The 20659-nt window shown below is 66.7% G+C and carries 16 protein-coding genes; 11 read left to right on the top strand and 5 right to left on the bottom strand.

Features of this window, described 5'->3' with window-relative positions:
- Nucleotides 1-35: 35 nt before the first annotated feature.
- On the bottom strand, nt 36-512 hold the full coding sequence (locus tag AC5RVN_RS06615; RefSeq protein WP_494040815.1) for a hypothetical protein: 477 nt from the start codon (nt 510-512) through the stop codon (nt 36-38).
- A 208-nt stretch (nt 513-720) separates the two neighbouring features.
- On the opposite strand from AC5RVN_RS06615, the gene pheS reads away from it, so the two are divergent.
- From pheS to AC5RVN_RS06600, 3 genes are read left to right on the top strand one after another with little or no spacing between them, the layout of a single operon-like run.
- The gene (gene pheS, locus AC5RVN_RS06610) at nt 721-1782 is read left to right on the top strand and encodes a phenylalanine--tRNA ligase subunit alpha (protein WP_494040814.1); all 1062 of its coding nucleotides are present in this window, start codon (nt 721-723) and stop codon (nt 1780-1782) included.
- A gap of 2 nt (nt 1783-1784) precedes the next feature.
- Entirely contained in the window at nt 1785-4328 is a 2544-nt protein-coding gene (gene pheT / locus AC5RVN_RS06605; protein WP_494137444.1) for a phenylalanine--tRNA ligase subunit beta, read from the top strand.
- Nucleotides 4329-4345: 17 nt separating this feature from the next.
- Nucleotides 4346-5023 carry a 4'-phosphopantetheinyl transferase family protein gene (locus tag AC5RVN_RS06600; RefSeq protein ID WP_494137443.1) on the top strand — a complete coding sequence of 226 codons (678 nt, stop codon included), beginning with the start codon at nt 4346-4348 and terminating at the stop codon, nt 5021-5023.
- Between the two features lie 45 nt (nt 5024-5068).
- Here AC5RVN_RS06600 and AC5RVN_RS06595 read toward each other — a convergent pair whose 3' ends face one another.
- From AC5RVN_RS06595 to AC5RVN_RS06585, 3 genes are all read right to left on the bottom strand, one after another.
- Nucleotides 5069-6427 carry a M1 family metallopeptidase gene (locus AC5RVN_RS06595; RefSeq protein ID WP_494137442.1) on the bottom strand — a complete coding sequence of 453 codons (1359 nt, stop codon included), beginning with the start codon at nt 6425-6427 and terminating at the stop codon, nt 5069-5071.
- A gap of 68 nt (nt 6428-6495) precedes the next feature.
- Entirely contained in the window at nt 6496-10413 is a 3918-nt protein-coding gene (locus tag AC5RVN_RS06590) for a Pls/PosA family non-ribosomal peptide synthetase (RefSeq protein ID WP_494137701.1), read from the bottom strand.
- 177 nt (nt 10414-10590) lie between these two features.
- On the bottom strand, nt 10591-11556 hold the full coding sequence (locus AC5RVN_RS06585; RefSeq protein WP_494137441.1) for a quinone oxidoreductase family protein: 966 nt from the start codon (nt 11554-11556) through the stop codon (nt 10591-10593).
- Between the two features lie 132 nt (nt 11557-11688).
- Here AC5RVN_RS06585 and argC point away from each other — a divergent pair, with 132 nt between their 5' ends.
- Genes argC through argH form a run of 8 tightly spaced genes read left to right on the top strand, consistent with a single transcriptional unit; the run spans nt 11689 to nt 20346 of the window.
- Entirely contained in the window at nt 11689-12720 is a 1032-nt protein-coding gene (argC, locus tag AC5RVN_RS06580) for an N-acetyl-gamma-glutamyl-phosphate reductase (RefSeq protein ID WP_494137440.1), read from the top strand.
- A complete protein-coding gene (gene argJ, locus AC5RVN_RS06575) occupies nt 12717-13883 on the top strand; it encodes a bifunctional glutamate N-acetyltransferase/amino-acid acetyltransferase ArgJ (RefSeq protein ID WP_494040808.1) in 1167 nt (388 codons plus the stop codon). Before argC ends, argJ begins: the two co-directional genes overlap by 4 nt.
- A gap of 37 nt (nt 13884-13920) precedes the next feature.
- On the top strand, nt 13921-14874 hold the full coding sequence (gene argB, locus AC5RVN_RS06570) for an acetylglutamate kinase (RefSeq protein WP_494137700.1): 954 nt from the start codon (nt 13921-13923) through the stop codon (nt 14872-14874).
- Nucleotides 14871-16124 carry an acetylornithine transaminase gene (locus AC5RVN_RS06565; protein ID WP_494040807.1) on the top strand — a complete coding sequence of 418 codons (1254 nt, stop codon included), beginning with the start codon at nt 14871-14873 and terminating at the stop codon, nt 16122-16124. Before argB ends, AC5RVN_RS06565 begins: the two co-directional genes overlap by 4 nt.
- Entirely contained in the window at nt 16121-17131 is a 1011-nt protein-coding gene (gene argF / locus AC5RVN_RS06560) for an ornithine carbamoyltransferase (RefSeq protein WP_494137439.1), read from the top strand. The genes AC5RVN_RS06565 and argF overlap by 4 nt, the downstream gene beginning before the upstream one ends.
- Nucleotides 17131-17661, top strand: coding sequence for an arginine repressor (locus tag AC5RVN_RS06555; RefSeq protein WP_494040805.1), 531 nt, complete (start codon nt 17131-17133; stop codon nt 17659-17661). Before argF ends, AC5RVN_RS06555 begins: the two co-directional genes overlap by 1 nt.
- A 45-nt stretch (nt 17662-17706) precedes the next feature.
- On the top strand, nt 17707-18912 hold the full coding sequence (locus tag AC5RVN_RS06550; protein ID WP_494040804.1) for an argininosuccinate synthase: 1206 nt from the start codon (nt 17707-17709) through the stop codon (nt 18910-18912).
- A 6-nt stretch (nt 18913-18918) separates the two neighbouring features.
- The gene (argH, locus tag AC5RVN_RS06545) at nt 18919-20346 is read left to right on the top strand and encodes an argininosuccinate lyase (protein WP_494137438.1); all 1428 of its coding nucleotides are present in this window, start codon (nt 18919-18921) and stop codon (nt 20344-20346) included.
- Between the two features lie 133 nt (nt 20347-20479).
- On the opposite strand, the gene AC5RVN_RS06540 is transcribed toward argH, so the two are convergent.
- A partial coding sequence (locus AC5RVN_RS06540; protein WP_494137437.1) for an IS3 family transposase occupies nt 20480-20659 on the bottom strand: 180 nt, incomplete at its 5' end.

The following is a 20659-nucleotide window of genomic DNA, read 5'->3' as shown; positions in this document are numbered from 1 at the left end:
AGTCAAGCACCGCCGCCGGCTTCCGCGCCCGAGCCTCACGCCTCCATCGTGGAAGGGCGGCGGGAGCGGCGGTTCGAGGGCGGAGGATAACCGCCGGCGGCCAACCCGGCGCGGCGTTCAAAGACATTGCCCGTGCCCGGATTGCCGGTCCGAACCACCGACCAGGCGGCGGCGAGGAGATACAGCGGAAGGAAAGGAACCCCAAGGCACCACGCGTACTGGGAGCAGTGTTTCTCCTCGTGTCCCAGCAGCGCCGGCCGGGAGAGCAGGTCAGAAGCAGTGCCGCGGCACAGAACCACGTTCCCGAGGGTGAAAGCGCCGGCGAACGGCAGACGCCACCGGTATCCTGCCGCGATGAACAGCCCGCGCGGGCCCCTGCTGACTTCCGTCCGCGCCGCCGCAGCCACGGCAAGGCCCAGGGCAGTGCTGCCATTAACCGCGTTGGCGGCCAGCCGCAGCCGCTGGCTGACTGTCAGGGGCGCCCGGGATTCAGGGGCCAACCGTGGTGTCATGAGGACATGGTAGCCGGGGGTTCAATTAGACTGGAGGGCAGTGGCCGCCGGATCTTCCGGTGCGCCCTGACCCGGTCATTGAATGAACTGATACTTGCACGAGTATTCAGGTCATTCATCCATGACCTGCCAGTGACGGACGCGCCGCGGGGAAACCGCGCCGGCCGCGCCGCCGCCGGCAGCCACGACTCGTAGCTAAGAACAGTAGATGACTGAAACTTTGCCGGACGCCGCCATCCCGAACCCCACGGATGAAGCCGCCATCACTGCCGCTGTAGACCAGGCCATCGCCGCCATTGCCGGCGCGGCCACCCTTGACGGGCTCAAGGCGGTGAGGCTCGCGCACACCGGTGAGAAGTCGCCGCTCAGCCTCGCCAACCGCGAAATCGGAAAGCTGCCCAAGGACCAGAAGGCCGTCGCCGGCAAGCTCATGGGCGCGTCCCGCGGACGCGTCAACAAGGCGCTCGCCGACCGCACGGCAGAACTGGAAGCGGAAAACGACGCCCGGATCCTGCTCGAGGAGACCGTTGACGTCACTGCCGCACCCCGCCGTCGCCGTGCCGGTGCCCGCCACCCCCTGTCCACCCTCCAGGACCGCGTTGCGGACATCTTTGTGGGCATGGGCTGGGAGATCGCCGAGGGGCCGGAAGTCGAATCTGAATGGTTCAACTTCGATGCACTGAACTTCAAACCGGACCACCCGGCGCGCGAGATGCAGGACACCTTCTTTGTGGAACCGCCCGAGGCCCACCTCCTGATGCGCACCCACACTTCTCCGGTGCAGGTCCGCTCCATGCTGGAACGCGAGCTGCCCATCTACGTCCTGTGCCCAGGCAAGGTATTCCGCACGGACGAGCTGGACGCCACGCACACGCCGGTGTTCCACCAGTTCGAGGGCCTGGCCATCGACAAGAAGCTCAGCATGGCTGACCTGCGCGGCACCCTTGAGCACTTTGCCCGGCAAATGTTTGGCGACGAAGCCCAGATCCGGCTGCGCCCCAACTACTTCCCGTTCACGGAGCCATCCGCGGAACTGGACATCTGGCATCCCGGTGCCAAGGGCGGCCCGCGCTGGATCGAGTGGGGCGGCTGCGGCATGGTCAACCCCAACGTGCTCCGTGCCGCAGGCATCGACCCGGAGATCTACTCAGGTTTTGCCTTCGGCATGGGTATTGAACGCACCCTGATGTTCCGCAACGAGGTGGGGGACATGCGCGACATGATCGAAGGCGATGTACGTTTCAGCGAGCACTTCGGGATGGAGATCTAACAGTGCGTATCCCAATGTCATGGCTGCGTGAATTCGCAGAGGTACCGGCCGGAGCAACGGCCGAAGACGTTATGGCCGAGCTCGTCAAGGTCGGCTTTGAGGAGGAGGACGTCCACCGCCCCACGGACACCCTCCAGGGCCCCATCGTGGTGGGCCAGGTGCTGAGCCTGGTCAAGGAACCGCAGACGAACGGCAAAACCATCAACTGGTGCCAGGTCCGTGTTGTCCCCGAGGGTCAGGAGCAGACCCTGACAGGCAAGGGCATCGACCCGTCCGGCGTGCAGGGCATCATCTGCGGCGCCCACAACTTCGTTGAGGGCGACAAGGTAGTGGTCACGCTTCCGGGCGCGGTTCTCCCCGGCGATTTCCACATCTCTGCCCGCAAGACCTATGGCCACCTTTCCGCCGGCATGATCGCCTCGGTCCGCGAACTCGGCATCGGCGAGGACCATGACGGCATCCTGGTGCTGTCCCGCATTGGGCTGGATCCCGAAATCGGCACCGACGCCATGGAGCTCCTGGGCCTCTACGACCAGGCGGCGGAAATCAACGTCACCCCGGACCGCGGCTACGCCTTCTCCATCCGCGGCGTGGCACGCGAGTACGCGCACGCCACCGGGACCGCCTTCACCGATCCCGCCTCGCGGGTCAGCGCTCCCGCGGCGCTCGCGGGCGGCTATGGCGTCAAAATCAACGACGACGCCCCGATCTACGGCAAGCCGGGCTGCGACCGGTTCGTGGCCCGCACCATCCGTGGTGTGGACGCCACCAGGCGCACACCACCGTGGATGACCTCCCGGCTCCGGCTGGCCGGCATCCGCTCCATCTCACTGCCGGTGGACATTTCCAACTACGTGATGCTGGAACTCGGCCAGCCCACGCACTGCTATGACCTGGACAAACTGTCCGGGGACATCGTGGTGCGCCGGGCCCTGGCGGGCGAGAAGATCACCACCTTGGATGACAAGGAACGGACGCTCGACGCCGAGGACCTCCTGATCACCGACGCTTCCGGGCCGGTTGGCATCGCCGGCGTGATGGGCGGGGCGGCCACCGAGGTGGGCGATTCGACGTCGAACATCCTTGTCGAGGCCGCGCACTTCGATGAGGTTTCCATTGCCCGCTCGCGCCGCCGGCACAAGCTGCCGTCCGAGGCCTCCAAGCGTTTCGAGCGCGGCGTGGACTGGCAGGTGGCCGGCATCGCCGCGCAGCGGGTAGTGGACCTCCTGGTGGATCTGGCGGGTGGCACGGCTGACGAGGCGGGAACCGACGTCGGCACCGCCCCGGACCCCGTCACGATCGCACTGCCCGCGGACTTCGCTGCCGCCCGGATCGGCATCGATTTCACCGAAGAGCAGATTGTTACTTCCCTTGAGGACCTTGGCGCCACCGTGGTGAAGAACGACGGCGGGTGGAGCGTTACTGCCCCGAGCTGGCGGCATGACCTGGAGACCAAGGAGGATCTTTCCGAGGAGATCGCCCGGCTTGTGGGTTACGACCGGATTCCCGCCACCTTGCCGGTGGCGCCTCCCGGGCGCGGCCTGACCCGCGTGCAGCAGCAGCGCCGGCGCCTCATCCAGGCGCTGGCTGACGCCGGGCTCACCGAAGTGCTGTCTTATCCCTTTGTGTCCAAGGCCGCCAACGACACCTTTGGCGTGCCGGAACAGGGAGCAGGGCGGACAGCGGTCAAGCTGGCAAACCCCATCAGCGAGGAGCAGGGCTTCCTGCGCACCTCCATCCTGCCGGGTCTCATTGACGTGGCCAAGCGCAACCACTCACGCGGTTTCCGCGACCTCGCCATCTTCGAGTCGGGCCTGGTGTTCCTGCCGGCGGAGCGGATGGGGACAGACTCCATCCCGCCCCTGGGTGTCAAGCCGGCCGATGGAGTGCTGGATGGACTGTACGACGGCGTCCCCGCCCAACCGTTCCACCTTGCCGTGGTCCTCACCGGGCACGATTCCCCGGCCGCCGCGGCGCACGCGCCGCGGGTATGGGACTGGGCGGACGCCCTGGACGTAGCCCGCCTTGCCGGGGATGTCCTGGGCGTGGAAGTTGTGGTCAGCCAGGGCAGCCACCAGGCATTCCACCCGGGCCGTGCGGCGCAGCTGTCCCTGCGCTCAGGCGAAGTGGTGGGTTACGCCGGAGAGCTGCACCCCAAGCTCCTTGCAGCCTCTGACATGCCTGCCCGCTCCGTTGCCCTGGAACTCAACGGCGACGCCCTGTTCAACGCCGCGGCGGACGTCATCGTGGCGCGCCACATTTCCTCGTTCCCGGTTGCCACCCAGGACGTGGCGCTTGTGGTGCCTGCCGGCGTTCCGGCCGAGGACGTACTGGCAGCACTCCGGGAAGGCGCCGGTGAGCTGTTGGAGGACGTTGCGCTTTTCGATGTCTACACCGGCAAAGGGATCGAAGAAGGCAAGAAGTCCCTCGCTTTCGGGCTCCGCTTCCGCGCGGCTGACCGCACGTTGACAGCGGATGAGGCATCAGCTGCACGGGAAGCCGCAGTGGCAGCGGCGGCCGGGCGCTTCGGCGCGGTCCAGCGCTAGGCGGCACACCGGGCCATATGGACTCCAGGCTCGTGCTGCGGGCAGCGAATGTGTCTGCTGATCTTCGCTGTCCGCAGGCAGGCACCGGTCCCGGGGATGGAGTGATTCCCGGGCGGGCAGAGGCGTTGCGGGCAGCAGCCATGGAACCCGGTGCCGCCGCCCGCTTCCTGGCCGGCAGGGCGGCCCTGCGCCGCTTTGCGGGCAATATACTCGAGATCCCCGCCGCTCAACTGACGGCAGCGTACTCCTGTCCGCGATGCGGGTCCGGACCTGACCTGTCCCATGGCCGCCCGGGTTTTACGCATCACGGCCGGTCGCTGCCCCTGCTGCTGAGCATGGCCCGTGCCGGGGACTGGGTTCTGTTGGCGGCCCTCCACTCACCGGCGGCGGGGGAAAGGCTGGGTGCCGACGCCGAGGATCCGGAACGGCTTGACTTCGTGGGCTTCGACGCCGTGGCCCTGGCGGATGTAGAAAAGCCCGCCCTTGCCGGTCTCCACGGATCAGCCCTCCTCCGCGAAAGGGCGCGGCTGTGGACCCGGAAAGAGGCCTGGCTCAAAATGACCGGCGATGGACTCCGGAGGGATCCCCGTGAGGTGGCTGTCCTGGACAAGCCGGGGCTGACCGACCTGCCGCCTGCCGCAACAGGCCTGCCGGCCTCGCTCGTTGCTGCCGTAGCGCTCGGCCGGCTCAGTTAGCGTGGCCGGATTCTGCTGGGCCGGGTTTTGCCAAGCCGGATTCTGCTAGGCCGGCAGCGGCGGAAGCGCCAATTCGAAGAGCCAGGGATGAAGCACCGCCTCGGCGTCGATGCCCGTCACGCGGTTCGCCGCGAGCACGAAGTCGGCTGTTGTAACCGATCCGTGGGAGTGGGTCCTGGTCCACTCCTGCAGCAGTGTGAAGAAGGCCAGGTCCCCGCAATGGCGCCGGAGCGCGTGCAGTGCCAGCGCACCCCGCTTGTAGACGCGGTCGTCAAACATCAGGGCGGGGCCGGGATCTCCGATCAGCAGGTCCTGTTCCGCTTGGGCCAGCACATGCCAGGCTGACGCTGCCCTCTCCTGGGCGCCCAGGACGCCGGCCTCCTCAGACCAGATCCACTCCGCGTAGCAGGCAAAACCCTCGTGAAGCCAAATGTCATGCCAGCCTGCCACAGTCAGCGAGTTGCCGAACCACTGGTGCGAAAGCTCATGGGCGATAAGCCGCTGGGATTCCCAATCGAAGCCCATATGGTTCCGTCCGAAGATCGACAGCGATTGGGCTTCGAGCGGGATCTCCAGTACGTCATCAGCGATCACCACGGTGTATCTCGGGAAGGGGTACGGGCCGAACCGCCGGACGAATGTCGCCATCATGTCACGCTGCCGTCCCAGCGCGGCCCCTGCTGCGTCGGCGAGGGACGGGGGCACCGCGGCGGTCTGGACCACGCCGCCGGCAGATCCGTCGTCAAGGACCACGGATTCGTACCTGCCGATTTGCACCGTGGCCAGATAGGTGGCCATTGGCTCTTTCTGCTCGTACGTCCAGGTCTCCCTGCTGGACCCGCGTGTGTTGTTGACCAGCACGCCGTTACAGACGGCCCGGTAGCCAGTGTCCGTCGTGACGGAGATGCGGTAGCTGGCCTTGTCCCGGGGTTGGTCATTGCAGGGGAACCAGGAAGGGGCGCCGTTGGGTTGTCCTGCGACCAGTACACCGTCAGTCAATTCTTCCCAGCCCACCTCGCCCCAAAGGCCGCGGCGGGGAGCAGGATTGCCCTCATAGCGGACGTCCACGGTGAAGCCTTCGCCGGTAACGAGGGCGGCCTCCAGATGCACCACCAGTTGTTCGGCGCGCTGGGAAAAGCGGCGCACCCGGCGGCCGTTGAACTGCACTTTGACTGCCCGAAGCCCGGCCAGGTCAAGCACAACGGCCGAAGCAGCGCGGTTGGCTACGGCGTGTAGCAGGGCCCTGCCGTTCAGCCGGTTGCTCGCAAGCCTGTAATCCAGTTCCAGCTCGTACCGGTGCACACTATAGGCGCCGGTGCCATGGTGGGCAGCATAGGGGCCTGAGTCCAGGGCGGGTCCGTACCCGCGGGTGGAGGTTCCGCGCACTGTTTCTGGCGAGCTCATCGGGGAGGGGCCTTCGCTACTACTGTTGTTGGACGGAGAAGTGTTGCTGCAGGTGATGCCGGAGCGCCTTATTTCGCCGGCGGCAGGGCCGGCCCGGCCCACGGGCTGACAGGGTTGCCCATCCAGTAGGTTCCCGCCGGTACTGTCTCCCCACGCATCACCAGCGATGCGGGACCAACTGTTCCACCGGAGCCTATCCGCGCCTGCGGAAGGATGACACCATGTGGTCCCATCGTTGCGCCGTCTTCGAGCGTAACAGGGCCAATGCTCATGATCCGGTCGTGGAAAAGGTGGGTTTGAACCACGCAGCCCCGGTTGACGGTGGAGTTCGCACCCAAGGTAACGAGATCAGCCTCCGGCAGCCAATAGCTCTCGCACCATGTTCCGGAACCGATTTTGGCCCCAAGGGCGCGCAGCCACCAGACAAGGGCCGGTGTGCCGGTGGCGGCACGGGCGAACCAGGGCGCGCTGACCATCTCGATGAACGTGTCCACCACTTCGTTGCGCCAGATGAAAGAAGTCCACAGGGGATGTTCACCGGCCCTGATCCGGCCGATGAGCAGCCACTTGGCCGCAACGGCGCTGCCGGCTGCCACTGCTCCTGCCAGGAGCATCACCAAACCCCCAAGCAAGGCAGCCAGCGCATAACCACCGGCCGAGGCCAACCAGTCAAAGGCCAGCAGGACCGCGGCGGCGAGTCCCACTGTCAGCACCACGGGAACGAAACGGCAGCTTTCCCATAGCGCCCGGGCGATTTTCAGCCTCCGCGGCGGCTGGTAGGTGCGCGAGTTGTCTGACGCGACAGCGGTGCGCCGCAAACGGACGGGAGGGCTTCCCAGCCAGGATGTTCCGGACTTGGCTTTGGACGGCGTCGCCGAGAGTACGGCCACCAGCGAGTTCTTTGGAACATTGCGGCCCGCTCCGGTCATTCCCGAGTTGCCGAGGAATGACCGCTTGCCAATCTTGGCGGGTGCGATCCTCAACCAGCCGCCGCCAAGCTCGTAAGAGGCCACCATGGTGTCGTCGGCCAGGAACGCGCCCTCGCCCACCGTGGTCATTTTGGGAAGCAGCAGCACGGTGGAAGCTTCCACGTTCTTTCCGACCTTTGCGCCCAGCAGCCGGAGCCAGACAGGTGTAAACAGGCTGGCATAGATGGGAAACAGCAGGTCGCGGGCCAGATCCAGCACGCGTTCCGTAGCCCAGACCTGCCAGCCGATCCGGCTCCGGACACGGTAGTAGCCCTCGCGCAGGCCCAAGCCCAGCAGGCGGGTGGTGCCCAGGATCAGGAGCAGGTTGGCAGCGAACCAGGCAAGGGCGGCAAGAGGCAAGGAAACCAGCAGGGGAATCCACGCCTCCGACAGCGAACTGTTGCCTCTGATGAACGAGAACACCACCAGGCAGGCAGCTCCCGCGGAAAGGTAGGGAATCATGGCCAGCAGGGTGCTGGCGGCGGAGAACGCGGTAAGCCAGAGCCGCTCAAGTCCTGGACTGGTGGGCGGCTGGGCGGGCCAGTTCTGCTTAGCTTTGCCCCTGCGTTCTGCCGGGGAACCGGCCACAACCTGGCCCGCCTTGACCTTGCCCAGAACTGCCGAGCCGGGCTCCACCTGCCCGCCTGCCCCGATGCTGGCGCCGGGCATCAGCGTGCTGCGGGCACCTATCGTGGCACCTGCCCCGATGCGGATGGCTCCGATGTGCACGTCGTCGCCGTCGATCCACCATCCCGAAAGGTCCACCTCGGGCTCTACGTTTGCCCCGTTGCCCAGCGAGAGGAAGCCGGTGACCGGCGGCAGTGAGTGCAGGTGCACGTTACTGCCGATCTTCGCACCCAGAGCGCGCGCGTAATAGGGCACCCAGGGTGCGCTTGCCAGACTTATCGCCCCCGCAAGGCCCTGGATCTGCTCAGCCAGCCACAACCGCAGATGGACTTTGCCGGACCTGGGGTAAGTCCCGGGCTCAACCTTACGGAGCAGGAGACGGGCCGCGGCCACGGACAAGCCCATGCGTCCGGCAGGACTGACGAACACCAGCCAGGACGCACCAACCCACCACCAGGACACTGTTACCGCGCCGCTGAAACCGGCCAGCCCGGCGAGGACGTTGTTGCCTGCCATCAGGTAGGTCAGCCACCGCATGCTCACGAGGATATGCAACGGCACTCCCATCAGAGTCTGGAAAACCTGGGACTTGCGGGCGGTAGGCCGGACGATGCGCGCCTCGGCGGGGCCGGCCGCAGCTCCCTTCGGCATGGACTGGCGGGCAGCATCGATGAGGGCCCCGACCCTGGGCGTGGCGTAGATGTCTGCCACAGTGATGGTGGGGTAGCGGACCCGGAGCGCGGAAACGAGTTGGGCTGCGGCCAGGGACCCGCCGCCGGCGGCAAAAAAGTCTGCGTCGAGGCTGGTCGCCTTGATGCCGAGGACGGCGCCCCACTGCTCGACAATCCAGCGGGCGTCATCGGGGAGGTTAAGCGGGGCAGCGGCTGCGTCATCGGCGCCGGAACCTGCAAGCGGCCAGGGCAGGGCGTTCCGGTCCACCTTGCCGCTGGTCTTGGTTGGCAGGGAGCCGACGACGGTCAACAGCGGAACCAAGGCGGCGGGAAGGGTGGCAGCAAGGGCTTGGCGGGCGGCGGTAAGGTCCGGTTTCGCAGCCCCGGCGGGCGCAAGGTACCCCACCAGGATCTGGTTCCCGGCCGCCGTCGTACGGACGGCGGCCGCAGCACCGGCGATCCCGGGCAGGGCCTGCAATGCGGCATCCACTTCGCCAAGTTCAATGCGGCGTCCGCCCAGTTTGACCTGCTCGTCGGCGCGGCCCATGAAGACGAGTCCCTCGGCTTCGTAGCGGACAAGGTCACCCGAGCGGTAGGCGCGCTGCCAGCCGAGTGCCGGGAAGGGCGCATACTTTTCGGCGTCCTTGGCCGCGTCCAGGTAACGGGCAAGCCCTACTCCGCCGATGATGAGTTCACCTACGGCTCCTTCCGGGACCGGAACGCCTTGGCCGTCCACTACCGCCAGATCCCAGCCGTCCAGGGGAAGCCCGATCCGCGCTGGTCCCCGTCCGCCCAAGGGGGCAGCGCAGGCCACAACGGTGGCCTCGGTGGGGCCGTAGGTATTCCAGACTTCCCGGCCGTCAACGGCCAGCCGTTCAGCCAGTTCCAGGGGGCAGGCTTCGCCGCCAAAGATCAGCAACCGGACGTTTTCCAATGCTTCGGCGGGCCACAGGGCAGCCAGGGTGGGGACGGTGGACACAACGGTGATGCCGTGGCTAATGAGCCAGGGGCCCAAGTCCATGCCGGTGCGGACCAATGCCCGCGGAGCCGGGACCAGGCAGGCGCCGTGCCGCCACGCCAGCCACATCTCCTCGCACGAGGCATCAAAAGCCACTGACAAGCCTGCAAGCACCCGGTCTGACGTTCCAAGGGGCTCTGGGGCGAGGAATATCCGGGCCTCGGCGTCCACGAAGGCGGCTGCTGAACGGTGCCGGACGGCGACGCCCTTGGGCGTTCCCGTGGAGCCGGACGTGAAGATTACCCAGGCGTCGTCATCAACCTCTGCTGTCCGGGGGGAGGGAAAGGGCGAGGGCAGGGTGCCGTTGAGCGTCACTCCGCTTTCAGTCACGACGGCGGCGACACGCGCTTCAGCGAATACCAGCCTGGCCCGTTCCTCGGGATCATCCGCGTCCACGGGAACATAGGCAGCGCCAATGAGCAGGATGGCCAGGATGGAAATGTACAGCCTGTTGGTGCCGGACGGGACGCGAACGCCGATCCTGTCGCCGGCCCCGAGCCCGGCAAGGTGCATCTCCCGTCCGGCCGAGCGGACCGCCGCGAGCAATTGGGCGTAGCTCAGGGATTCCCGGCCGTCGTCAAGGGCGGAGGCATCCGGGTAGCGGTCCGCGGTGTCCTGGAGGATGTCAACAAGCGTCCTCGCGGGGGGAGTCGCGGCGGACCCGGCAAGCTGCGCCTCGTAGCGGGGGAGGAGCCCCGGGATGCCGTCTGTTGCAAGGCTGCTGCTTTGTTGCTCGGTCACCAGAGCAGTGTGCCGGGACAAGGTGAACAGAAAGTGACCAAATTTGCCGGCTGTCCACCCGTTGGTCCGACGTTGTTCAACACGGGCCCGGCGAACTTTATACCCGCTCAAGTTGCGCCCCGGGCCCGGAAGCTGCCGTTACGGAACCAGGATGACCTTTCCGGTGGTGCGGCGGCCTTCGAGGTCGCGGTGCGCCTGACCGGCCTCCGCGAGCGGATACGATGCGCCGATCCGGACCTTGAGGCTGCCGTTCGCGGCGGCGGCGAAGATCTCGTCCGAGCGCCAGCGCCGTTCCGCCGCGTCCTGCAGGTAGTGCGCCATGGTGGGTCTGGTGAGGAACAGCGAACCGCCTGCGTTCAGCCGCTGCGGGTCCACAGGCGGAACGGGGCCGGAGGCTGCGCCGAACAGAACCAGAGTCCCCCGCACCCGAAGGGCGTTAAGGGAACCGTCAAAGGTGTCCTTGCCAACGCCGTCATAAACAACGTCCACTCCCTTGCCGTCGGTGAGGTCCCGCACGGCCGTACTAAAACCGTCATACCGCAGGACGTGGTCCGCCCCGGCGTCAAGTGCGAGGGCTTCCTTCTCGTCGGTGGAGACCGTGGTGATGACCCGCGCACCCTTGGCCTTGAGGAGCTGGATGAGCAGCAGCCCCACCCCGCCTGCGCCGGCGTGCAGCAGGACGTCCTGGCCGGCTTCAACCTTGAAGGTGGAGTTGACCAGGTAATGTGCGGTCAGGCCCTGCAGGGGGAGGGCGGCGGCGGTGGCATCGTCCAGTCCTTCCGGCACAGACAAGGCCTTATCCTCGTCGACCAGCGCATAGCCGGCATAGCAGTCTGCGCCCTCGGCCGTAGCCACCCGGTCCCCTTCCGCGAACGCCGTTACCCCAGGGCCCACGCCCACAACCTTTCCCGCGGCTTCCGAGCCCGGGGTAAACGGATACGGGACCTCGTAAACCCCGCCGCGTTTGTAGGTGTCAATAAAGTTGACGCCTGCTGCAGCCACCTGGATCAGCAGTTGTCCGGGACCGGGAGCGGGAGCTTCCACTTCTTCGTAAACGAGGACTTCCGGTCCGCCTGCCTGCCGTGCGACGATTGCGTGCGTCATTGCTCCCCTTCCCAGGCCCGGAACTTCCGGGCTCCAGCTGCTGTGACCATCCTAGGGATACCAGCAGGCCAGGAAGCAAAGCATGCATAATTATCGGCCGTCGTGCATAAGTATTGCTGTATAGTCGAAGCCATGACTATTTCTGTTGCAGTTTCCGGGGCCAGCGGCTACGCGGGCGGAGAAGTGCTCCGCCTGCTCGCGGGCCATCCGGACGTGACCATCGGAGCGATCACCGCGCACAGCAACGCCGGTTCACGCCTGGGCGAGCTGCAGCCCCACCTGCACGGGCTGGCCGGCCGCATCCTTGAGGACACCACCGTGGAAAACCTTTCGGGCCACGACGTCGTGTTCCTCGCGCTGCCGCACGGGGCCTCCGCAGAGATTGCTGCCCGGCTTCCGGAAGGAACAGTGGTAATCGACGCCGGTGCGGACCACCGCCTGGAGGACCCGGCGGCATGGGAAAAATTCTACGGCTCAGCCCACGCCGGAACCTGGCCCTACGGCCTGCCCGAACTGCCCGGCCAGCGTGAAGCCCTCAAGGGCGCCAGCCGGATCGCCGTGCCCGGCTGCTACCCGACGTCGGCCCTGCTGGCCCTGACGCCCGGGTTCGCTGCCGGCCTCCTCCAGCCCGACGACGTCGTGATTGTTTCCGCCTCCGGCACCTCAGGTGCGGGCAAGGCAGCGAAGGTCAACCTAATTGGCTCCGAGGTGATGGGCTCAATGAGCCCCTACGGCGTAGGCGGCGGCCACCGGCACACGCCCGAAATCGAGCAGGGCCTCTCCAACGCAGCAGGGGAGCAGGTGACAGTGTCGTTCACGCCCACCCTCGCACCGATGAGCCGCGGCATTCTCACCACGGCTACGGCGAAGGTGAAACCGGGTACCACTGCCGAACAGCTCCGCCAGGCGTGGACCGATGCGTACGGCGACGAACCCTTCGTGCACGTGCTTCCGGACGGGCAGTGGCCCGCCACCAAGTCTGTCCAGGGATCAAACCACGCAGCCATGCAGCTGGCCTTTGACTCCCATTCCGGCCGCGTGATCGTCACCTGCGCCATAGACAACCTCACCAAGGGCACCGCCGGCGGTGCCGTCCAGTCCATGAACATTGCCCTCGGCCTGGCGGAAACCGCCGGGCTTGGCCTGCAGGGAGTAGCCCCGTGACCATTACCGCACCCCGTGGCTTCCGGGCCGCCGGCGTTACCGCCGGACTCAAGACCTCCGGCAAGCCCGACCTCGCCCTGGTGGTCAATGACGGCCCGTCCAAGTCCGCTGCCGCCGTCTTCACCAGCAACCGGGTTGCAGCGGCGCCCGTCCACTGGTCCCGCCAGGTGGTATCGGACGGCCGGGTGGACGCCGTGGTCCTGAACTCCGGCGGAGCCAACGCCTGCACCGGGCCCACCGGCTTCCAGAACACCCATAGCACGGCCGAAAAAGTGGCCGAAGTGCTGGGCCTTTCGGCTACTGACGTGTTTGTCTGCTCCACCGGCCTGATCGGCGAGCAGTTGCCCATGGACAAGATCCTTCCCGGCGTGGAGGCTGCCGCGGCTGCCCTCAGCACTGGCGGTGGACCGGACGCAGGCACCGCCATTATGACCACCGACTCGGTTCCGAAGGCGGCGCTGTTTATCGGCACCGACGCAGACGGCCAGGAGTTCAGCATCGGCGGCATCGCCAAGGGGGCCGGCATGCTGGCGCCCGGACTCGCCACGATGCTGGTGGTCCTCACCACGGATGCCGCGGTGGAAGCGGAATTACTCGACGTCGTCCTCCGCGATTCCACCCGCGTCACCTTTGACCGCGCGGACTCCGATGGCTGCATGTCCACCAATGACACAGTGGTCCTGCTCGCCTCCGGCGCCTCCGGGGCCGTGCCGTCCGCCGAGGCCTTCGGCGCCGGCCTCACCCAGGTCTGCGCGGAACTGGCGCGCAAACTCATTGCCGACGCCGAAGGTGCCAGCCACGACATCGCCATCCGCACCTTCAACGCGGCCAGCGAAGCGGACGCCGAAACAGTGTCCCGCTCCGTGGCCCGGTCCAACCTTTTTAAGGCCGCCATCTTCGGCAAGGACCCGAACTGGGGCCGGGTGCTCTCCGCTGTAGGCACCACGGACGCCGCTTTCGAACCCGACCAGCTGAACGTAGCCATGAACGGCGTCCAGATCTGCCGGAACGGCAGCATCGGGGATGACCGTGGACTGGTGGACCTGGAACCGCGCGAGGTCCTGGTGGAAATCGACCTGCAGGCCGGCAACGCCGAGGCCACCATTTGGACCAACGACCTCACCCACGACTACGTGCATGAGAACAGCGCCTACTCAAGCTGAACCGCCCAGCAGCCCGGCAACCCTGGAGATCCTGCCCATGAACACCCGTACCCGCGAGAACACCACCATGCTTGACGCCCAAAGCAAGGCCGGCACGCTGATCGAAGCGCTGCCTTGGATCCAGCGTTTTGCCGGCACCACCATGGTGATCAAGTACGGCGGCAACGCCATGGTCAACGATGAGCTGCGCCGTGCCTTCGCAGAGGACATCGTTTTCCTGCACCACGTGGGTGTCCACCCCGTGGTGGTCCACGGCGGCGGACCGCAGATCAACTCCATGCTTGCCCGGCTGGGTATCGAGTCCGAGTTCAAAGGCGGACTGCGCGTCACCACTCCGGAAGCCATGGACGTGGTGCGGATGGTCCTCACCGGCCAGGTGGGACGCGAGCTCGTGGGGCTCATCAACTCCCACGGCCCCTACGCGGTGGGCATGTCCGGTGAAGACGGCGGCCTGCTGCGGGCGGTCCGCACCGGCACTGTGGTGGACGGCGAAGAAGTCGATCTGGGCCTCGTTGGCGAAGTGGTGGGAGTAAACCCCGAAGGCGTCCTGGACATCCTCGCTGCCGGCCGGATTCCGGTGATCTCAACGGTCGCTCCGGAGATCGAGAGCGACGGGCTGCCTGCCGACGGCCGGGTCCAGACCACCGGGCAGGTGCTCAACGTCAACGCGGACACCGCCGCGGCCGCCCTGGCCGAGGCCCTGGGTGCCTCCAAACTCGTGATCCTCACCGACGTCGAGGGCCTTTACGCCAACTGGCCCGACAAGTCCTCGCTGATCTCCTCCTTGAAGGCATCGGACCTGCGGGAGCTCCTGCCCGCGCTTGAGTCGGGCATGATCCCGAAGATGGAAGCCTGCCTCAAAGCGATCGACGGCGGGGTGGAACGTGCCCACATCGTGGACGGGCGCCTCGCCCACTCCATGCTGCTGGAAACCTTCACGACGGCGGGCATCGGCACCCAGGTTGTTCCGGACGAGGAAGTAAACGCATGAACGAAACCCAGCAAACCCCGGTGGCGGAGCTCGTTGAGACTGCAGGCCACGCCGGGTCCGAGTGGCTGGCCCGGTACTCCACCTCCCTGATGGGCGTGTTCGGCACTCCTCAGCGGGTCCTGGTCCGCGGTGCCGGCTGCCTGGTCTGGGACGCGGACGGCAAGGAGTACCTTGACCTGCTCGGCGGCATCGCCGTCAACGCGCTGGGCCACGCCAACCCGTTCGTTACGTCGGTCATCTCCAGCCAGCTTGCCACTTTGGGCCACGTATCCAACTTCTTCACGAGCCCCACCCAGATTGCGCTGGCTGAGAAGCTCCTGGCCCTCACCAACGCGCCTTCCGGTTCCAAGGTGTTTTTCACCAACTCCGGAACGGAAGCCAACGAGGCCGCCTTCAAGCTGGCCCGCCGCAACGCCGGCTCCAAAGATGCGCCCAGAACCAAAATCATCGCCCTCGAAGGTGCCTTCCATGGCCGCACCATGGGCGCACTGGCCCTGACGGCCAAAGAAGCGTACCGGGCACCGTTCGAACCCCTGCCCGGCGGTGTGGTGCACCTTCCGTTCGGCGACATCACGGCCCTTGAAGCCGCAGTGGACAATACCGTGGCAGCAGTGTTCCTCGAGCCCATCCAGGGTGAAGCCGGCGTCCGCCCCCTGCCGGCCGGGTATCTCCGGGCAGCCCGGGAGCTGACAACCAAAGCGGGCGCGCTGCTGATCCTGGACGAAGTGCAGACCGGCATCGGCCGCACCGGCAAGTGGCTTGCCAGCGAGGACGCCGGCATAGAGCCGGACGCCGTCACCCTGGCAAAGGGCCTGGGCGGCGGGTTCCCAATCGGTGCCCTGGTCACGTTCGGTGAGCAGACGTCGTCGTTGCTGACCGCAGGCCAGCACGGCACCACGTTTGGCGGCAACCCGGTGGCCACCGCAGCGGCCCTCGCCACCTTGCACGCGATCGAAAGCCAGGACGTGCTGGCGAATGTGGAAAAGGTTGGGGAGCACCTGCGCTCCGCGGTGGAGGCCATTCCCGGCGTCACGGACGTCCGGGGAGAAGGCCTGCTTATCGGTTTCGACCTGGACGCCGACGTCGCCCCGGCAGTGGTCCAGGCGGGCCTGGACGCGGGCTTCATCGTCAACAGCCCGGGGCCCCGCACCATCCGACTGGCGCCGCCGCTGGTCCTCACCATCGCCCAGGCGGACTCCTTCCTCGCCGCCTTCCCGGCCATCCTCCAAGCAGCTAAGGACACCCAGTGACGTCAGCCACCCGCGCCACCCGGCACTTCCTCAAGGACACAGACCTCAGCCCGGCAGAACAGGCCGAGGTCCTGGACCTCGCCGTCCGCATGAAAGCGGAGCCGTACAGCGTCCAGCCCTTCGCCGCCGGCGGCAATGGCCGCAAAACCGTGGCCGTCATCTTCGATAAGACCTCCACCAGGACCCGCGTCTCCTTCGCCACCGGCATCGCCGACATGGGCGGCAACGCCCTCATCATCAATCCGGGCGAAGCGCAGATCGGGCACAAGGAATCCGTGGAGGACACCGCCAAGGTCCTCGAACGCATGGTGTCCACCATCGTCTGGCGCACCGGCCCGCATGCCGGCCTCGTGGCGATGGCCGGGAACTCCAAGGTCCCCGTCATTAACGCTTTGTGCGATGACTACCACCCGTGCCAGTTGCTCGCGGACCTGCTGGCCGTCAGGGAGCACAAGGGCGAACTCAAGGGCCTCACCATGAGTTACCTGGGGGACGCCGCCAACAATATGGCCAACTCCTACCTGCTGGCAGGCGTCACCGCGGGCATGCACGTACGCATTGCCGGTCCTGAGGGCTACCTGCCGGCAGCGCACATTGTGGCTGAAGCCGAGGAACGCGCCGCAGAAACTGGCGGTTCGGTGCTGGTCACCACTGATGCCGCCGCCGCGTTGAAGGGTGCCGACGTCGTGGCAACAGACACATGGGTTTCCATGGGCCAGGAAGCCGAGAAGGAGGCCCGGCTGCAGCTTTTCCGCGAGTACTCCGTAGACGAGGCAGCGATGGCACACGCGGCGGAAGACGCCGTCGTGCTTCACTGCCTGCCCGCCTACCGCGGCTACGAAATTTCGGCGGGCGTGATCGACGGGCCGCAGTCCATCGTCTGGGACGAGGCCGAAAACCGGCTGCACGCCCAGAAGGCCCTGATGGCCTGGCTGATGCACCAGTCGGGTTTGGCATTCGTTGAAGGCCTGTCTCCGGTCGAAGGCAGCGGGGAGAGCACGTTCTAGTGTCCGCCCAGCCGGCATCGCCGGGCTCCAGCCCCGCCACTAAAACAGCCCGCCAGGCTCGCATCACCGCCATCCTGACCGGTGAATCGGTGCGTTCCCAGGCCGAGCTGGCAGCATTGCTGGCGGACGACGGCGTGCAGGTCACCCAGGCGACGCTGTCCAGGGACCTCGTGGAACTCGGCGCAGTCAGGGTACGGGGCAGGGAGGGCGTGCTGGTGTACGCCGTCCCCGGGGAAGGCGGCGAGCGGGCGGCCAAGAGCGGAGTGAGCCAGGAAATCCTGGACGCGCGGCTGGCGCGGCTGTGCAGCGAACTCCTGGTCACCGCGGAAGCGTCGGCCAACATCGCAGTCCTCCGCACCCCGCCCGGCGCAGCCAACTTCCTGGCGTTGGCCATTGACCACTCGGTGATGCCCTCCATCCTGGGGACCATCGCCGGGGATGACACTGTGCTGCTGGTCTCCCGGGACCCGCAGGGCGGGCAGGACCTCGCTGCCAGATTCCTGCAACTGGCTGAAGAAGCCGGGCAATAAGCTTGAAGACAACATCTACACCCCCAATTACAAGGAGCATTTGAAGTGACTGAACGCATCGTGCTGGCCTACTCCGGCGGCCTGGACACATCAGTAGCCATCGGCTGGATCGGTGAAGCCACCGGTGCCGAGGTCATCGCCGTGGCCGTCGACGTCGGACAGGGCGGCGAGTCCCTGGAGACCATCCGCCAGCGTGCCCTGGGCTGCGGCGCCGTCGAAGCCTACGTGGCCGACGCCTCCGACGAATTCGCCAACGAGTACTGCATGCCCACGCTGAAGGCCAACGGCCTCTACCAGGGCCACTACCCGCTGGTGTCCGCCATCTCCCGTCCGGTCATCGTCAAGCACCTGGTGAAGGCCGCCCGCGAATTCGGTGCCACCACCGTCGCCCACGGCTGCACCGGCAAGGGCAACGACCAGGTCCGCTTCGAGGTCGGCATCCAGACCCTCGGCCCGGACCTGAAGTGCATCGCCCCCGTCCGCGACCTCGCCCTCACCCGCGACAAGGCCATCGCCTTCGCCGAGGAAAAGGGCCTGCCGATCGAAACCACCAAGAAGAACCCGTACTCCATTGACCAGAACGTCTGGGGACGCGCGGTGGAGACGGGCTACCTCGAGGACATCTGGAACGCCCCCACCAAGGACATCTACGACTACACCGCCACCCCGGAGTTCCCGCCGGCACCGGATGAGGTCATCATCTCCTTCGAAGCCGGCGTTCCGGTAGCGATCGACGGCGTGAAGGTCACCCCGCTGCAGGCCATCAAGGAGCTCAACCGCCGTGCCGGCGCGCAGGGCGTGGGCCGGATTGACGTCGTCGAAGACCGCCTGGTGGGCATCAAGTCCCGTGAAATCTACGAGGCGCCCGGTGCCATGGCCCTGATCACCGCCCACAAGCACCTCGAAGACATCACTGTTGAGCGCGAGCAGGCCCGCTTCAAGGCCACCGTTGGGCAGCGCTGGTCAGAGCTGGTGTACGACGGACAGTGGTTCTCCCCGCTCAAGCGCTCCCTCGACGCCTTCATCGAGGACACCCAGAAGTACGTGTCCGGCGACATCCGCATGACCCTGCACGGCGGCCAGGCCATCGTCAACGGCCGCCGCTCCGACACCTCGCTCTACGACTTCAACCTGGCCACCTACGACACCGGCGACACGTTCGACCAGTCCATGGCCCGCGGCTTCATCGAACTGTGGGGCATGTCCGCCAAGGTCGCCTCCGGCCGCGACATCCGCGTCGCGGGAAAGTAAGACTCGATGGCTGAGCCCAAGGTTGAGGCGACCAACGCAGGCGCACTGTGGGGCGGCCGGTTCGCCGGCGGCCCGGCAGATGCCCTGGCGGCGCTGAGCAAGTCAACGCACTTTGACTGGCGGCTGGCCCGATACGACATCGCCGGCTCCAAGGCCCACGCACGCGTGCTGCACAAGGCCGGGCTGCTGGACGATGTCGAACTTGAGGGCATGCTTGATGCCCTCACCCAGCTGGACGGGGACGTCGCATCCGGCGCCTACGTGCCGGCCGAATCCGACGAGGACGTGCACGGCTCGCTTGAACGCGGCCTGATCGAGCGCGCCGGACCGCGGCTGGGCGGAAAGCTTCGCGCCGGCCGGTCCCGCAACGACCAGGTGGCCACGTTGGGGCGGATGTTCCTGCGCGACCACGCCCGCATCATCGCCCGCGGCGTGCTGGACACAGTGGATGCCCTGGTGGGGCAGGCCAAGGCCCACCACGGCGTGGCCATGCCGGGCCGCACCCACTTGCAGCACGCCCAGCCGGTGCTGCTCAGCCACCACCTGCTGGCCCATGCCTGGGCGCTCCTGCGCGATGTGCAGCGGCTCCAGGACTGGGACAAGCGGGCAGGCGTTTCGCCGTATGGTTCGGGTGCCCTCGCCGGGTCCTCCCTGGGGCTGGACCCGGAAGCCGTTGCCGCGGACCTGGGCTTCTTCTCCGCGTCGCACAACTCGATTGACGGCACCGCCTCCCGCGATGTCTTCGCCGAGTTCGCCTGGGTGTGTTCCATGATCGGTGTGGACCTTTCGCGGGTGTCGGAGGAAGTCATCCTCTGGGCCACCAAGGAGTTCTCCTTCGTCACGCTGCACGATTCCTACTCCACGGGCTCGTCCATCATGCCGCAGAAGAAGAACCCGGACGTGGCGGAGCTGGCCCGCGGCAAGGCAGGGCGCCTGATCGGCAACCTGACCGGTCTGCTGGCCACGCTGAAGGGTCTGCCGCTGGCGTACAACCGCGACCTGCAGGAGGACAAGGAACCGGTGTTCGACGCCGCCGACACCCTGGAGCTGCTGCTTCCGGCCGTCTCCGGCATGATCGCCACCCTGACGTTCAACACCGAACGGATGGAGTCGCTGGCACCGCAGGGCTTCGCGCTGGCAACGGACATTGCTGAATGGCTGGTGCGCCAGGGCGTGCCGTTCCGGGAGGCGCACGAACTCTCCGGCGCGGCCGTAAAGCAGGCGGAATCCCGCGGCGTGGAGCTGTGGGACCTGACGGACCAGGAATACGCCGCCATCTCCGGGCACCTCACGCCGGAGGTCCGCACGGTCCTCTCCACCGAGGGTTCCCTCAACAGCCGCAACTCCCAGGGCGGAACCGCGCCGGCCGCCGTCGAACGCCAGCTGGCTGCACTGGAAGCCGAGCTGGCCGGCGTGCGGGAGTACGCGGGCTAACCGGCACGCTCTCTCACTTAATGCCGCTTTTTGGTCAGCGCTCTCTCACTATCCTCAAAAAAATTGAGAGAGCGTTGCCGATTTTCATGCCTTATGAACTGGTCCCCTGAGGTTGGACTGGCTAAGTGGGATTCTAGGCCGCGAGGGCCTGGGCCCGGTATTGCACCGGGCTCAGGCCCTTGAGCTTTGTGGAGATTCTTTCGTTGTTGTACCAGCGGATGTACTCGTTCAGCGCCGTTGCCAGGGCCTCGGTGCTCAGGAACCGGACGCGGTGGAAGAGTTCTTCCTTGAGGTGGCCGAAGAAGTTCTCCAT

The sequence above is a fragment of the Arthrobacter sp. sptzw32 genome (assembly GCF_059089735.1).
Note: the sequence above shows the minus strand (reverse complement) of the source record. Positions and strands in the feature narration are given on the sequence as shown.